Below are 16,026 nucleotides of genomic sequence, written 5' to 3' on the forward strand. Positions count from 1 at the left end.
TCCTATTTAAGCATATCGGACAAGAAAGCAAGCGCTAAGCCTTGGCCCCAGCCTTGAATCCAGTCTTTTGGAATATTGCGGTACCCTTCGCGGTCCTTCATTACGGCTGTGCCGCCGGATACGCCCAGGACACGTCCGTCTTCGCTGATGTTTGCAAGAATGCCTTTTAACGCTTTTTGCACGTATTTGGTGTGCAGCGGGTTGCCGTTGTTGATCATCGCCGCCGCAATGCCGCAGGATGCCGATACTTCTTCATAAGATTCCTCATCATCCAGCACCGTCCGCCACAAGCCGTTATCTGTCTGGACAAGCTTCAGCGCCGCCAGCTGATCACGGAGCGAACATTCCACGTCCATACACTGCGGATACAAATACCAGTCCTTCAAAAGCGGCTTCACCTGCGACATCGTATACGCACCCCAGGCATTCGCTCTGCCCCAGTATAATCCGGACATATGATCCTGCTTCACATTGTTATAGCCATGGAACCAGAAGCCGGTGCCAGGATCCTGCAGGTATTTGATATGCCAGTAGTATTGGTTAAGGGCATCCTGGATCAGCTCCTGATCCTTCAGCTTACTGCCCACACGCAGCAGGAAGAATGCCGCCATAAACAGCGTATCCGCCCAAGCCTGTTCCGGAAAATCATTAGAAATCGATACCGTATGCTGCAGCACATTGTCTCCGAACCGCAGTGCATTCTTCCGGATGTATTCCACCTTGCTCATCGCAATATCCCAATATTTCTGCTCTCCAGTCGCTTCATACAAGGTGATCAGCATGTGGCCCATGGCACAAGTGTTGACCGTCCAGTCCGGCAGCCCCAGCTCAATATATTCATCCGCCCACTGAACCAGCCTGTCCAGGTACTCCTTGTTCCCTGTAGTCTGATAAGCTCTGGATACCCCATAATAAGCTACGCCGCAAGGCCAGTCCCATGTTAAGTCCATCGCCAGTGTTTTGTTGGTGACCTTATCAATAATGCTTAGAATCTCTTCCCTGTTGAAATCCACTTGAATCATCTTATTACCCCTCTCTTGTATCACGCGCCTCAATAGCGCTTACTATCCGTCTCATTGCAAGCGCTTTACATACTCCATTGTAAGCAGTAAAATATTCTATATCTAAGCATATTCACAGCAAAACTGCGCATTTTCGACCATTTATCTATTTTAATATTATAGAGGAGTCCCCGGATATGCCCAGAAAAAAGAAACCCGTCATCGAGTACCGCCACTACAGCCTGCCGATCCATTTCCCTGTGCTGCTGTTAAGCGGGGAACGCTGGAAGATTTCCGATATCAAGAGCGAGCACCTGCATTTCCATAACCACCTGGAGATTGGGATTTGCTATTCGGATAGCGGCATCATGGAGATCAAAGGCGAGTCTGTACCTTTTACAGCCGGTGATGTGACCTTCCTCCCCCGGTACCTTCCGCATACGACGTATAGTTCTCCGGGTGAGGCCAGTCTGTGGTCTTATCTCTTTTTCTCGCCGGAGGACCTCTTTCAGCATTCCTTCAAGAGCGCCTATAGCAACTTCGAGCCCAATTTGTGGGCGGTGCTGGGGAAGAACTGTATCCTGAATAAGGATAAGCATCCCATGGTGTATAGTCTGGCCACATCGATCGTGGAGGAATTGCAGCAGCAGAAGCCTTATTATCAGGAGAGCGCCTACGGCTTATTGCTGTCGCTCTATATCGAGCTGCTCCGGATCCATTCCACGAATGAGGCGCTGACCGATCAGGAAGCTGGGCATAATCTGAAGGGCGACTTCGTCATCTCCCCGGCGCTGGAGTATATCACCAGGAACTATATGCTGCCGATGACCATCGATTTCCTGGCCGACCTCTGCCACCTGAGCACTACACACTTCCGCCGCAAATTCCATGAAATGATGGGCACCGCCCCTCTCGATTTCCTGAGCAGTACCCGGATCGAAGAGGCCTGTAAGCAGCTGAAGAGCACCGAGGATTCTATTCTTGAGATTTCTGAGAAGGTGGGGTTTCATTCCATCTCCAGCTTCAACCGCTGTTTCTCTAAGCTAATGGGCACGTCACCCAAGGAATGGCGTAAGAGTGCACAGTCCGAGACGCAGTCGGCGAAGGCAAGTATTCTGGAATTTACGGGGTGGGTATGAGAATGAATAATAAGGGTGAAAAGTCTGTCCTTGCAGACAAGATTCACGAACTGAACAAGCAGGTGCTGGCAAAAGAAGAGGAGCTTGCCGTCCTAAAAAAGACCCGCGCATATCTTCCGCAATCTAAAGCACAAAGATTTCAGTTCATCGAAGACCATAGCTCCGAATTTTCGGTAGAGAAGATGTGCAGCATTCTTGAAGTATCGCGGAGCGGATTTTACAAATGGAGAATCACCGAAGTCAGCCCTCAGGCGAAGCGCAAAGCCTTACTGCTAAAGCGGGTCGCTTACCTCTTTGAGGCTAACCACGGCCAATACGGCAGTCCAAGGATCACCCTCCTCTTAAGGGAAGAGGGCTACATTATTAGCGAGCGGACAGTAGGAAAGTACATGCGGGAACTTGGTTTACGTGCGTCGCCCTTCGCTGATGGACAACGTGAACGGCTTACCATCTGCAAACAGATGGACATGCGCATTGATCAGCCCGGCATCAGATATTTCCCCGCTACATCAATCGATTGATAACATTAGTAATTGGATAAACGTATCTTAATTTGGACGTTATTATCCAACTGTTGCCCGGCAAGGGTGCCTCCGTTCATGAGCAAGCGGAGAAAATCCAACTAGTTCCCCATCAGGGATCATAGTTGGGAAAATGGGCGGCTTAACTCAGGAAGAAGGCAACCGCATCCTGCGGATCGCCCGTAAGGGAGCAGATCCGGCATGAAATTTAGTGAACAATCAGGACGGGGCAATTTGATAATTGTGAAACTTTGTGACTGACACTACCTAACATCATTTCTTTTATACCGCTTAGCCCGCGACTTCCAATAATAATTAGTTGCTGTTTGGTGTTTTTTGCATAATTTAATATTTCATGCGCAGGGTCTCCCTTAAGATGAATCGTTTCTGCAAAGATCCCTTCAGCCGCTAATTTGAATTGGGCTTGTTGAAGCTGTTCTAAACTCATCTTTTCCATCTCATTTAACATTTCTTCCAAGTAGCTCTCTGGTATATATGGCATTCCGCTGTTTACATATGCATGGCTGACATTCACCAAAGTTACCTGAGTATTTTTGTTTTGTGCAATTTCAACGGTTGCTTCAAGGATTTTGTTAGTTATTTCAGATTTATCGATGGCCACGAAAATTTTCTCGAACATTATTAAATCAATCCTTTCCTTCGTATGTCTTAATTGATTCGGCATTTTTTCTATGCGGATTTTTGTATAACAGCCTCTTCTGTTAAAAGGAATTTAGAATACTTGTACAACTTCTTTAATATCATCGATTTCCTCTAGAATTGCGCGCTCAATAGCAGCCTTTAACGTAATCGTAGCACTTGGGCAACCGTTGCAAGCTCCCAAAAATCTTAATTTGGCTATACCGTTCTCCACCTCGACGAGTTCAGCATCTCCGCCGTCACGCAGTAAGAAAGGACGTAGTTTGAGAAGCACTTCCGATACTTCATCGAATAAAATTCCATTCTCCTCCATAATTCCAGCTCCTATCATTGTTTTACCAACAGTCAATTCTCTTTTTCAACCTAGATAGTCTGAGTGATCCTTTGCTTTTTGCCTAAGAATGGCCTCTTGATCCGAAAGTTCCCTTATAAGCGTATAAACAGAGTCTAAAGGTATCAACGCACCACAGCTTGCGCTCAATCCTGACAACATATTGTAGTAGAACTGAAGTTTCCGTATCTCCCGGGTAAGTTGAGCTAGTTCTGAATTGTCCGAATTCTTTTTCTTCATTACCAACACCTCGTACTTCCTTTATGAATCAACCGATGCTTCCTTCCATCTCAAATTGAATCAACCGATTCATTTCAACGGCATATTCCATCGGCAATTCTTTGGTAAACGGCTCAATGAAGCCCATTACAATCATTTGTGTGGCCTCTTGTTCTGTAAGTCCGCGGCTCATTAAGTAAAACAATTGCTCCTCGGACACTTTGGATACTGTTGCCTCGTGCTCCAAAGTAATCTGATCATTTTTAATTTCATTGTACGGAATCGTATCTGATGATGACAGATTGTCCAAAATCAACGTATCACACTTAATATTAGACTTGGAGCCTGCAGAATCGCGGCTGAAGCTGGACAATCCCCGGTAGTTTACTTTGCCGCCCTGCTTGCTGATGGATTTGGATATAATCGTAGATGTTGTCTCGGGAGCAAGGTGAATTACCTTCGCGCCGGCATCTTGATGCTGATCTTTACCGGCTACGGCAATAGACAGGATGGACCCCCTAGCTCCCCTTCCTTTCAATATTACAGCCGGATACTTCATGGTTACCCTGGAGCCAATGTTGCCGTCCACCCATTCCATTGTGGCATTTTCCTCTGCCACTGCCCTTTGGGTTACCAAGTTGTAGATATTAGGAGCCCAATTCTGGATTGTCGTGTAACGGACACGGGAATCTTTCCGGCAAATAATTTCAATAACTCCGCTGTGCAGAGAACTGGTACTATAAATAGGCGCTGTGCATCCTTCCACATAGTGGACAAAGCTGCCCTCTTCGGCAATAATTAATGTCCGCTCGAATTGTCCCATATTTTCAGAATTAATCCGGAAGTACCCTTGGATCGGCACCTCACACTGAACACCTCTCGGGATGTATACAAAGCTGCCACCTGACCAAACCGCGCTGTTAAGCGCAGCAAATTTATTGTCGGCGGGAGGGATGTTCGTTCCGAAATATTGCTTGAACACTTCAGGATATTGCTTTAAAGCAGTATCCGTATCAAGGAAAACAACACCTTGATCCTCCAGTTCCTTCCGCATACTGTGATAGACTACTTCCGACTCGTATTGAGCGGATACGCCTGCCAGAAACTTTTGCTCCGCTTCAGGAATCCCCAGCTTGTCAAAGGTTGCTTTAATCTCGGAGGGAACCTCCTCCCAGGTCTTTCCCTGTTTTTCGGATGGCCGAACGTAATATTGGATGTTATCAAGATTTAGCCCGGACAAATCCGCTCCCCACTCAGGCATCGGCATTTTGTAGAATTGCTTCAAGGCTTTCAGCCGAAAATCGAGCATCCACTCCGGCTCTTCCTTAATTCGGGAAATTTCCCGGACAATCTCTTCAGTCAGACCTTTTCCAGATTGAAAAATAGACTGGTGCTCATCGCGAAACCCGTATTTATATTCACCCATATCCGGCGCTTTTTTAGCCATTAGTGTCGCTCCTTTTAACCTTCATAAGAATCACTTTGATTGGCTCTGATTGGCTCTGATTGGCTTTGATTGGCTCTAATTCCCTATGATCTGCCAAGCTTTTTCTCCACTACATCCTGCAGGCGGCTACGCACTCCCTCCAGCGGGATCTCCGAAATGACAGGAGCAAGGAATCCGAAAATAACAAGATATTCGGCTTCACTCCGTGAGATGCCGCGCGACATCAGATAATAGATTTGTTCCGCGTTTACTTGCCCCACGGATGCAGCATGACCGGCGGTTACATCATCCTCATCTATAAGCAGGATCGGATTGGCATCGCCGCGCGCATTTGGACTTAACATCAGTACACGTTCTGTTTGCTGACCGTCACAATGGGTTGCACCTTTTTCGATTTTTGTAATCCCGTTGATAATGGCTGTAGCCTCTTCACGCATTACTGCGCGTGTGATCATTTGGCTCACCGAGCTTCTGCCAAAATGCTGGGCTTGCGTAGTAAAACTCAATTTCTGGTCCCCAGAGCCTATCGCAATCACCTTAGCGTCAGAGATGGACCCGTTGCCTTGGAGTAATGTCTTGGTATCACTGGCGGTATAGCCATTATTCATCTCGCCGACAATCCATTCTACACCGCCATCCGCAAGCACAACCGCAAGCCGCTGGGTGAAATCCGTTGTTGCTGCAGCAAGCTGATGAACAGAAGCGACCTGCACCTTGGAGCCTGCCCCTGCAAACACCTCTACCACACCGTTATGCAAAACCCTGATATCATCTCTGCCCGATATATAATGATCCACATAGCTGATCTTGCTGTTGTTACCAGTCACAATCAAGATGTGAGGAGCAAAACGTACCCCGCTCGTATCGCTATAAAAGATCGCTTGAATGGGAACTTCAATCTCTATACCGTCTGGGACATATAGAAAAACGCCACCACTCCATAAGGCACTGTGCACAGCGGACAATTTGTGCTCTTCCGGCTTCACTGCCTGAAAGAGATAACGTTGAACCAACTCCTCATACTCTTTTGCCGCAGTATGCAGGTCCGTTAAAATCACTCCCTGGGCGGCTAAGCTCTCGGACAATTTCGTATACACTACATCCGAATTGAACTGAACGATTAGTCCGCCTGTCACTGGAGAAGCAACCAAACCTCGAACAATCTCCGGCGCATCTTCCAAACCTGACCATGCATTCTCAGCCTTGTAATCTCCACTTTCATAGATATCCCATTTTTCAAGCTTGATTTTCTCCACGCTTGGCAGCTCCAGCGTCCCTGCCAGCTCAAGTGCCTGAATCCGGCGTTCAAGCAGCCAATGAGGTTCATTCTTAGCGCTTGACAACGTGCGTACATCGTCCACGTTCATTGAATTTCTTGCTTGTATACCCACTTGCTGTTCCTCCTCTCCGGCGCTTAAACTTCCCCGCCTACCGTCTCATCCGTAATCCCAAGCTCCTCCTTCACCCAATCGTACCCTTCTGCCTCCAAACGGTGGGCAAGCTCCGGACCGCCAGATTTAACTATCCGGCCTTGCATCATGACATGCACAAAATCCGGGGTAATATAATTCAACAGCCGTTGATAGTGGGTGATGATTAAAAAGCCTCTATCCGCGCTGCGCATCTCATTTACACCATTGGCTACAATACGCAGTGCATCAATATCAAGCCCGGAGTCCACTTCATCCAGGATCACAAACTTGGGTTCAAGCAGCATCATTTGCAAAATCTCATTCCGCTTTTTTTCACCGCCGGAGAAGCCCTCATTCAAATAACGATGTACAAATTCCAGGTTCATCTCCAGCCCCTTCATTTTGCTCTCCATTTCACGGATGAAACGGATTAAGGATATCTCATCTCCGTCTTCACGCCGTGCATTCATGGCACTTCTGAGAAAGTCCGAGTTGGTCACGCCGGCAATTTCACTTGGGTATTGCATAGCGAGGAACAAGCCTGCACGGGCACGCTCATCCACCTCCATCTCCAGAAGATCTTCATTGTCTAGTGTCACCTTGCCGCCAGTAACCTCATATTTGGGATGGCCCATTAAAGCTGAAGCCAACGTACTTTTCCCCGTCCCGTTAGGCCCCATAATCGCATGAATCTCTCCACCATTAATCTCCAGTGAGAGTCCTTTTAAAATTTCCTTCCCTTCAATCTTGGATCTTAATTCCTCAATCCTTAATGTCGTCATTTATCGTAAACTTCCCTTCGGAATATTCTTCGGCACGCGCCACCAAATCGCCCATAAATTTTCCAATAGTCTGCAGTTCAGCCTCTGAATAGGATTCAATGAATTGGTAAAACCTTTCTTCTTTTTCTTTGTGCAGCTCTTTATGCAAATCATAAACGTGTCTTCCCTTATCCGTTAAACTAAAGTAAATCTCCTTACGATTGTTGTTCAGCTGACTTCTCATAATGAAGCCCATTTCCAGCAGCTTTGAACAAATTTTATTAATGCCAGCTTTGGACAACCCCATCTTTTCCACAATCCCGGTATGATTTATCGGTTCATAATCACCAATGCAATCAATAACGTGTACACTAGTAATATTGTTGGAGAGCATGTCAATCTGGTACTTTCTGGCCTGTTCCCGAAACGAATTAAATTCTTGTTCTGTATACAACTCATTCAGATGCAGCATTCTAATATATTGCTCGTAAAGATGACCTTTAAAATTATTTTGAAACTCCAATTTCGCTATCTCCCCTCTCTTGTAGTAGTTGCAGACCAAGTTCAGTGTCAGCAATAGACTTTTTTATTTTTGTTCTCTAGTGAACAAAATTATATTAACATAATTGATATTGATAATCAATATCAATTAGCATTAGGAAGCCAAACGAATGCCCGGATCGACATTTCTGGAAATTGTATAATTTTCTATACAATAAAGAAGCGAATTCAGCACAGTGTCTGAATTCGCTTCTCCTATAATTAACTTAATTAATCAATCAAATCCGACTTCTGCAGCAGCCGCTGAATCAGTACTGCCACTTCCGCGCGGGTAACATTAGCCTTTGCCTCCAGCTTGCTGTCTCCACGGCCGGTGATTAAGCCAGCCTTAGCAGCAAGCGCCAGGCTATCCCCGGCCCAGGCAGCTATGCTGCCTGCATCTGTAAAGGCTGCAAGTACACTTGCTGTATCCACTGTACCAGTCTGGTCTGCCAGGCCTGTCAGCTTCATCGCTTTGGCGATAATGTTCATGGCCTGCTCACGTGTGATTCGGGCATCCGGACGGAAGGCTCCGTCCTCGAAGCCGGTGATCAGCCCGTATTCGGATGCTGTTTCCACCGCTGCTGCATACCAGCTATCCGCTGCAACATCTGCAAACGCCGATGTTCCTTCCCCAGGCTTCAATCCCAGACCGCGTACGATAATCGCTGCGAACTCTGCACGGGTGATGTCTGCATTCGGGTTGAAGGTCGTTTCGTTCACACCGTTAATGACCAGACGCGATCCCATATCGTTCACTGCGTTCTTCGCCCAGTGATTGTCCACATCTGCAAAAGTCAGCGGATGCCAGACCACCGCATACGAGCTGTTCGTCAAGCTCTTGATATCTGCGTAATATCTGCCGTCTTTCCGGACGAGTCTGGTCGGCACATGGCGCACTGTACCATCCGGGTCTACGACGATGCCCGTCGTAATCCGGTTAGGGTCAATACCATCCGGAAGAGCTACTGTCCGCTCCACGTAAGCATTGAACCGGCTCACTTCCACTGTCAATGTACCGTAAGTTGAGGTAACGGTGAAATCTATTGGCGGTGCAACAAGGGTAAAGCCCCCTCTGCCTGCAGCAGCTGTCACTACCTGGTTCATGGATGCCAGGGTTTCGCCAATCGTAATCCTCAGCGTAATGTCCTCCAGCTTAATCCCGGTTCCGAGTCTCTCGGCCAACGCACCGATGTTGATCTCGGAGGCCGGCAAAGTATAAGTCCCTTTGGTTGTCTGAAGCACCAGGGTAGCCGATACATTCTCCATGTTCTTGATCATCTGGCCGTTCAACTCCGCGATGATGATATTGGAATCCAGCATCATCGGAATTGTAACTACAGCGCCATTCCCTTCCGCATCCAGCTTCGCTTGAAGCTTCGCCGGATCAACAGCGATAGTAGTTATCTTCAAGTTTCCGGAGGTCGTTGTTGTGGCTTTGCCCGCGTTCTCTTCCTTGCCGTTAACAAGGACGATCACATCGGTAACATTGCTTGCCGCGTTACCGGTACTGGTTCCGCTGCCCGGATTGCTTCCGGTTCCCGGACTGACGGGATCGGGATCTGGTGTTACGGTATTAGCCGCCACAACAACCGCTGTTGCGCTGCCGTACTTCACTACCTTGCCGTCAGCATCCACTTCTGCTATTCCAATCCTATCGCCGTTAGCTGCAGGAATTAGACCATCGATTCCTACAAGGGTGTATCCCGTCAGGGTTTCCCCCGCATTAGGTGCAACAACGCTGCCAGTGCCAAAATTCTTGTACAGCAGCTTATGTCCTGCAGTTGGCTCCGGTGTAACACTGATCTGCGTATATCCGTTATTCCCTGCACCACTTGGATCGCTGGCGCTCACCGACAAGCCCCCCGCAGGGATAAGCTCATTAGTTGTAAAGGCCAGTGTAGTTGCCGGCCCTGCCGGAACCGATCCGCTGGCCGCAACCCTCACCTTAACGGTGTGTTCACCGCTCAAGTCCGGCAGGTTGGTTCCGTCGTAGCGTACGAAAGTTCCATCGTCCACTGAGAATTCCATGCTGGTGTCCAGACCAACAATCGTATTGTTCTGGTCATCCGCTGCCACTTCAGGTGCAGCCGGGATGACTGCATCCGAATCATGAACGGTAACCTGAGCAATATTAGAAGCGAATGCTGTTGACGTGGCCTTCTCCCGTACATAATACGTGTCCGGTGCAAGGCCAGTAATGATTGTGTCTGTAACTTCTGACCAAAGACCTGTACTGCCAATCTTGTACTCCATTTGTACTGTCAGATTCTGCAGGGTACCGTCATTCGCCCCGTTGTACGTCACATCTGTAACAGTGACACCAACCGGAGCTGCCGGACGGGCTGGAAGACTCACAGTCTGCGACGCACTGTCTATAGTCGTCGAACCGTTACCCTTCTTCACAATGTTCAGTGACGTTCCCAGCCAGCTGCTATCTATAGCCAGCTTACCATCCGCTGCCGCTGTTACTGGTGTACCGTTCACTGTGTATGACGCGTCCGGTGTCAGACCTGTCAGCTGCTCAGCCGCATAGTCAATGTCCGCTGCCGGAGTCGCTTCCGGCGTTGCCGTGAACGACAATACTGTCAGTTGCACAGAAGCCGAAGTGAATGCCGATGCTGTAGCTTTCGTCCGGACGTAATACGTGTCCGGCACAAGCGCTGTTACAGTTGTGCCCGCTACATCGGTCCACTCACCTGCTGTCCCCTTTTTGTACTCCATCGCTGTGGTTACGCCAGTCAATGAGCCATCTTCGGCATCTATTGCTGTCTCATCCGTCGCCGCCACACCAGTAGGTGCCGCCGGACGAACAGGGATGCTCACCGTCTGCGCCACGCTATCTATAGTCGTCGAACCGTTGCCTTTCTTCACAATGCTTAGTGACGTGCCCAGCCAGCTGCTATCTATAGCCAGCTTACCATCTGCTGTCGCCGTTACTGCCAGCGTACCGTTTATCGTATACGAACCGCTTGTCGCCAGTCCCGTCAGCTGCTCTGCCGCATAGTCAATCTCTCCGGCCGGGGTCGCCTCCGATGTTGGCACAAAAACATTCACTGTCACGCTTTGTGCTTCCGACACAAATGCTGTCGATGTCGCCTTCGTCCGTACGTAATACGTGTCCGGTGCAAGTCCTGTCACGGTTACGCCCGTTATACCAAGCCACGTCCCCGCGATATCTCTTTTGTACTCCATCGCCGTGGTTATGCCAGTCAATGTGCCATTTTCAGCACCTATTGCTGTCTCATCCGTCGCCGCCACACCAGTAGGTGCTGCCGGACGACTAGGAATACTCAACGTCTGCGCCGCACTATCTATAGTCGTCGAACCGTTGCCTTTCTTCACAATGCTCAGTGACGTGCCCAGCCAGCTGCTATCTATAGCCAGTTTACCATCTGCAGTCGCCGTTACTGCCAGCGTACCGTTTATCGTATACGAACCGCTTGCCGCCAGTCCCGTCAGCTGCTCAGCCGCATAGTCAATTTCTGCTGCCGGGGTCGATTCCGATGTTGGCACAAAAACATTCACTGTCACGCTTTGTGCTTCCGACACAAATGCTGTCGATGTCGCCTTCGTCCGTACGTAATACGTGTCCGGTGCAAGTCCTGTCACGGTTACGCCCGTTATACCAAGCCACGTCCCCGCGATATCTCTTTTGTACTCCATCGCCGGGGTTATGCCAGTCAATGTGCCATTTTCAGCACCTATTGCTGTCTCATCCGTCGCCGCCAAACCAGTAGGTGCCGCCGGACGAACAGGGATGCTCACCGTCTGCGCCACGCTATCTATAGTCGTCGAACCGTTGCCTTTCTTCACAATGCTCAGTGACGTGCCCAGCCAGCTGCTATCTATAGCCAGTTTACCATCTGCGGTCGCCGTTACTGCCAGTGTACCGTTTATCGTGTACGACCCGCTTGTCGCCAGTCCCGTCAGCTGCTCAGCCGCATAGTCAATTTCTGCTGCCGGGGTTGCTTCCGGCAATGCCGTGAACAGCGATACAGCTACCGTCATCGGCGAACCGCTGATCTTGTACCCGCTTGGCGAATTTACCGCTACCGATACGTCACCTTCAGTTATCACCGAAGTAAGACCGATGCTCCATTCTGTCCCTGACCCGCTCAAAGCTCCTTTTACAGCAGAACCAGCGCCATCTGTAATTGTAATATCGCCTGCCGTCAGCCCGGCAATCGCAGTATCGAAGGTCAGATCAATTTTCGTCGATGTTGTTGTTCCGGCTACGCCGTCAGCTACCGCTGACAGCAGCACAACCGGAGTTGAAGTCTCTGTATCAAACAGCTTCCCCTTTATTCTATAGTGACTCGCATCCGTATTATCTGTTTTGATGAGAACAACCTTATCGCCGAAGGCGGGATACAAAGCGAATTTCGGATAATATTCTACAGCGAACATCCAGCTGTCTTCATCATATCCCTGAAATACCACCGGAGCGGAATCTACAGGCTGATCTGAGGTTAAGACCAGGTTGCCTTCATAATCATAGTAGTTCAGGTAAGCATACTGAGTTCCTGACCACTCTGTACCGTAGTTGTATGCATCGTTGATGGCTTCATTAGAGGTGGGATCAGTGCTTACTGTTACAAAACCCGGCAGTGCACCGTTCTTATAGATTGCAGCCGAAGCTTCCCCCAGGGAACCGCTTATCGTAAATCTGCCTTGGCTATTCCCCTCGTTATCATATAAGGAGACCGTAGAGCTATCATTAACCCAGTAATATTGGCTGAGCATGAAATTCCCGTTATTTAGCGTAGACAGATACAGCTGTCTCTCATTCGTTCTTGCTCCTACATCAATTGTTCTTAAGAGTGTTCCGCTGTTGCTGAATAGCTTCAGATAAATATTATCGTTCGAGGGCCCCGAATTGTAAGCAACCATATATACACCATCTCCGGCGGATACATAAGACATGCTCGCATTAGCATCTACCAGAAGTGTTTCACTTGTAACAGGCGAACCCGCAGCGGTGAACACACGGGTAACTGTGCTCTTATTGTCGTTTCTTTGCCAGGAGAAGGCGATGTTACCATCGGACAATTCTGCTATCGATACATTACGTGTAAGCTGCGGCGGAAGACTTCCATCACTAAATGTATTAATCTGAGTCTGGGCGGTTACTTTGTGCCCCTCTTTGTTAAGTACCATGAAATAGGTGTTAGGAGTGCTCTCCTTCACTGTCCCCAATTGCAGATTATGGTCATTAGAGTCGCTTTTATTGTAAGTAATTAATAGATTACCGTTATTTAGCGCAAGCATACTCACATAAGTCATTTTGTAATAAGTGTCCATTAAACTGCTCAGATCCACATCCGTGATCAGCGTTCCTGCACTATCAAAAACCCTCAAAAAATTAGATGAAACAAAAACATTACCTTCATAGACAAATGAATTCAGCAACACTGCCGTACTTCCGTCCTGAAGACCTTGGGCAGTGGAAATATTTTTGCCCGCATTGTATGTTGCCGGAGGCTCGATAACAAAGTCCTTTGTTTCCGTGAATGAAGGCATCGCCGCGTATGCGCGGAGTGACATCAGGGGCAGCAGCCCAATGACCAGCACCAGAGCCAGTCCTATTTTGCCTACCTTGCCTATCTTTTTCAACATTTCGTTCCTCCTTGTCGAATGAGTATCTTTTATAAATTGATAACGTTTCCGTATGAGCGCACAACAAAAACTCTTAGTCTACTTTATCGACATTTCGCATGAATAAGTTTAATTTTCGACAAACAATCGTAGTAATTAGCCTGATTCACATGACTTTTATTATTGCTTAATAACAAAAAGACCCAAGCATCCATGCCCAGGCCCTATGTCTATATCTATTCCGGGGTAACCCTATCATCGGATTCCGCATTTACTTTTGGTTCCTCTTTTTGGCATCTGCAAGTATTTATTGCTATAGTAGAATGGTGCCTGGCATGTGATCAATCAGAGGTTCATCATAATTAACTATGGATGGGGAGGGATTCCTTTGCAAGAGTTGTTTAAGACGATCATCAAGCAAGACGTGAAACCTTTTTTCTCCGCACAGGGCTATCGTACAAAAGATCTGAATTTCTACAAAACAGAAGGCCAACTCAGCTATAAAATCAATATCCAGAAATACAAGTACAATACACACAAGCAACTCAGCTTCTATGTGAATTACAGTCTTCATTCCGAAGAGCTTGCGCAATATAGGCCTGCTTCGTCTCTGGGCTTGCCTCACTTCTATGTCCGGATCAGGAACATCGTCCCCGCCGCCCCGGAACGCTACTTCCTGACGCCGGAGGTAGATGTGGACAAGTTCACGGCAGACCTGCTGCTCCATTTGGATCAGGGTCTTCAATTCTTGTACACCTTAACCGATGCCAGGGCCATTATTGAATACTATATGCAGCGGACAGCACTGCATTTAAGTGAGGAGACCTTCGGGTTCCTGCTGGATACAGGGGATACAGAGACTGCGGAGCAATACCTGAAGCAGCTCCAAGCGAAATACGGCGCCGAGAAGCGCTGGGCGATCTTGGAGAAGAAGTATGCAGCGGTTTGGGCGAAATACGGGCTGAAGCTTTAGCGTTAGCACATTGGGTTCGGTTTTTCGCATACATTCGGCCCGTGCGCACTCGCACCAACCCTACACAAATAAAAGGGCTTCCCGCTCTCGTAAGGAGACGTCGGGATAGCCCTTGCAATATACATCTATCTGTACAGGTCAGGATAGATTCTCCGACATCAGTGTAAACCCTTCAATTACAGCATCCTCATCAATCTCAATCAGGATACAGCGTTTCCCCTGATAATTTACCTGTCTCACATACTTCAGATCCTGCGGGCTGACCGTAATAGAAGCTACCTTTGTATCGATCTTGATCGATTTGGATGTGAATTTCGGGATCACGCTGCTTGCTTTCATCTCATAATTCTTATCGTCGACGATGGTTTCGAACGCGCGCTCTACCTTCTCCATCGTCACTTCCCCTACGCCGCTTGCCTTCAGCACACGCTCTACATCCCGGTAATCGAGCTTCGGCGGTTCTTCCTCATCCTCATGGTCCTCGATGACCTGATGAATACTTTCGTATACCTGCGCAATGGTCGCCACATCGAGTTGTTCGCCCGTTATTTCCTTTACGATATCCTCGAAGATGGATCTCTCTTCCATGGCTGTCACGGACCGCTCCGCATTCAGCACCTGTTCGATGAAATGAGGGTTAGGATTATTCGAGCTCCCTGTACAATACAGGATACGATTAATATCCGAATAGTTGTCCGTTACACTCGGGTAGAAGAACCCTTGCTCCGGCGTGCTAAGCTTGATGATCGGATCAACCATCACATTGTATTTGAATTCCCGCTCCACATAATCGAACAGGAGGGTTTTGCGCTGCTGCTCCGTGGAGTTCACACTGCATAGGATGAACGGATGTGAGAACATCTCATCCTTACCTGTCTCTTCGGCTTCGTCATTCCGGGCCTTGGTCGGCCGAAAGTATTGTCCGCGGACAAACGTAATTACCGCATCCTTCTCATACTTGACGTCCACCAGCATTTTATCCACCAGCATCAGCATCAGGTCCTGCCATTCTTCCGGATCGCCCGTCACCAGCCCCTGGTGAAGCATGACCTGCGACGGCTCCTCCGCTTCTTCAAGGAACTTCAGCTCGAACAGTTTATGATCCAGCTCGCCGGTCAGCAGTTTCCGGAAATTCGCCATATACAGCTCCTGCTTCTCCCGGTCCAGCATGGCGAACGGCTGGCGTTCACAATGATAGATTTCATTGGTTTCCTTCATAATATACACGTTCAGAATATCGAACAGATGCAGCTGATCGTGGTCCATCTTAAATTGCTTACGTATATGTGCAGCTTCTTTCTTTATCATGTTCTGGGCACAGCTCCTATGAAATAAATTGGTTTAATCAGTATAAACGATATAAAAACCCTTCGCCAGAAGGGTTTTTATATCGTTTATTTTATACTAATTTTCGCCAGGCATAA

12 protein-coding genes are annotated in these 16,026 nt (G+C 48.2%); 3 read left to right on the forward strand and 9 right to left on the reverse strand.

Going from position 1 to position 16,026, the window contains the following annotated elements; all coding sequences use genetic code 11:
- Positions 1 to 2: 2 nt before the first annotated feature.
- Positions 3 to 1,022 carry a glycoside hydrolase family 88/105 protein gene (locus NSU14_RS27945; RefSeq protein WP_076247897.1) on the reverse strand — a complete coding sequence of 340 codons (1,020 nt, stop codon included), beginning with the start codon at positions 1,020 to 1,022 and terminating at the stop codon, positions 3 to 5.
- Positions 1,023 to 1,198: 176 nt separating this feature from the next.
- Between NSU14_RS27945 and NSU14_RS27950 the strand changes: the two genes are divergently transcribed.
- Together NSU14_RS27950 and NSU14_RS27955 are read left to right on the forward strand one after the other, a co-directional pair.
- Positions 1,199 to 2,140, forward strand: coding sequence for a helix-turn-helix domain-containing protein (locus NSU14_RS27950; RefSeq protein WP_039292517.1), 942 nt, complete (start codon positions 1,199 to 1,201; stop codon positions 2,138 to 2,140).
- 2 nt (positions 2,141 to 2,142) lie between these two features.
- Positions 2,143 to 2,661 (forward strand): IS3 family transposase, encoded by a 519-nt coding sequence (locus NSU14_RS27955; RefSeq protein WP_179093627.1) that lies wholly within the window; start codon positions 2,143 to 2,145, stop codon positions 2,659 to 2,661.
- A 208-nt stretch (positions 2,662 to 2,869) separates the two neighbouring features.
- On the opposite strand, the gene NSU14_RS27960 is transcribed toward NSU14_RS27955, so the two are convergent.
- From NSU14_RS27960 to NSU14_RS27990, 7 genes are all read right to left on the reverse strand, one after another.
- Positions 2,870 to 3,346, reverse strand: a complete 477-nt coding sequence (locus NSU14_RS27960; RefSeq protein WP_340947971.1) for a universal stress protein — start codon at positions 3,344 to 3,346, stop codon at positions 2,870 to 2,872.
- Positions 3,347 to 3,394: 48 nt separating this feature from the next.
- Complete coding sequence (locus NSU14_RS27965; RefSeq protein WP_038596501.1) at positions 3,395 to 3,634, reverse strand: NifU family protein; 240 nt, start codon at positions 3,632 to 3,634, stop codon at positions 3,395 to 3,397.
- A 286-nt stretch (positions 3,635 to 3,920) separates the two neighbouring features.
- Positions 3,921 to 5,318, reverse strand: coding sequence for a Fe-S cluster assembly protein SufB (sufB, locus tag NSU14_RS27970; RefSeq protein WP_340947973.1), 1,398 nt, complete (start codon positions 5,316 to 5,318; stop codon positions 3,921 to 3,923).
- Positions 5,319 to 5,401: 83 nt separating this feature from the next.
- Positions 5,402 to 6,685, reverse strand: coding sequence for a Fe-S cluster assembly protein SufD (gene sufD / locus NSU14_RS27975; RefSeq protein ID WP_340949008.1), 1,284 nt, complete (start codon positions 6,683 to 6,685; stop codon positions 5,402 to 5,404).
- 47 nt (positions 6,686 to 6,732) lie between these two features.
- Positions 6,733 to 7,512 (reverse strand): Fe-S cluster assembly ATPase SufC, encoded by a 780-nt coding sequence (gene sufC / locus NSU14_RS27980; RefSeq protein WP_340947975.1) that lies wholly within the window; start codon positions 7,510 to 7,512, stop codon positions 6,733 to 6,735.
- The gene (locus NSU14_RS27985) at positions 7,493 to 8,014 is read right to left on the reverse strand and encodes a MarR family transcriptional regulator (RefSeq protein WP_340947976.1); all 522 of its coding nucleotides are present in this window, start codon (positions 8,012 to 8,014) and stop codon (positions 7,493 to 7,495) included. Before NSU14_RS27985 ends, sufC begins: the two co-directional genes overlap by 20 nt.
- A gap of 248 nt (positions 8,015 to 8,262) precedes the next feature.
- On the reverse strand, positions 8,263 to 13,650 hold the full coding sequence (locus NSU14_RS27990; protein WP_340947977.1) for an S-layer homology domain-containing protein: 5,388 nt from the start codon (positions 13,648 to 13,650) through the stop codon (positions 8,263 to 8,265).
- A 367-nt stretch (positions 13,651 to 14,017) separates the two neighbouring features.
- On the opposite strand from NSU14_RS27990, the gene NSU14_RS27995 reads away from it, so the two are divergent.
- Positions 14,018 to 14,602, forward strand: a complete 585-nt coding sequence (locus NSU14_RS27995) for a DUF4304 domain-containing protein (protein ID WP_042133555.1) — start codon at positions 14,018 to 14,020, stop codon at positions 14,600 to 14,602.
- 138 nt (positions 14,603 to 14,740) lie between these two features.
- On the opposite strand, the gene NSU14_RS28000 is transcribed toward NSU14_RS27995, so the two are convergent.
- Positions 14,741 to 15,910: a DUF4317 domain-containing protein gene (locus tag NSU14_RS28000; RefSeq protein ID WP_340947978.1), complete on the reverse strand. Its 1,170-nt coding sequence runs from the start codon at positions 15,908 to 15,910 to the stop codon at positions 14,741 to 14,743.
- Positions 15,911 to 16,026 lie beyond the last annotated feature (116 nt).

Source organism: Paenibacillus sp. FSL R10-2771 (assembly GCF_038000205.1).
Lineage (GTDB): Bacteria > Bacillota > Bacilli > Paenibacillales > Paenibacillaceae > Paenibacillus_AQ > Paenibacillus_AQ phytohabitans.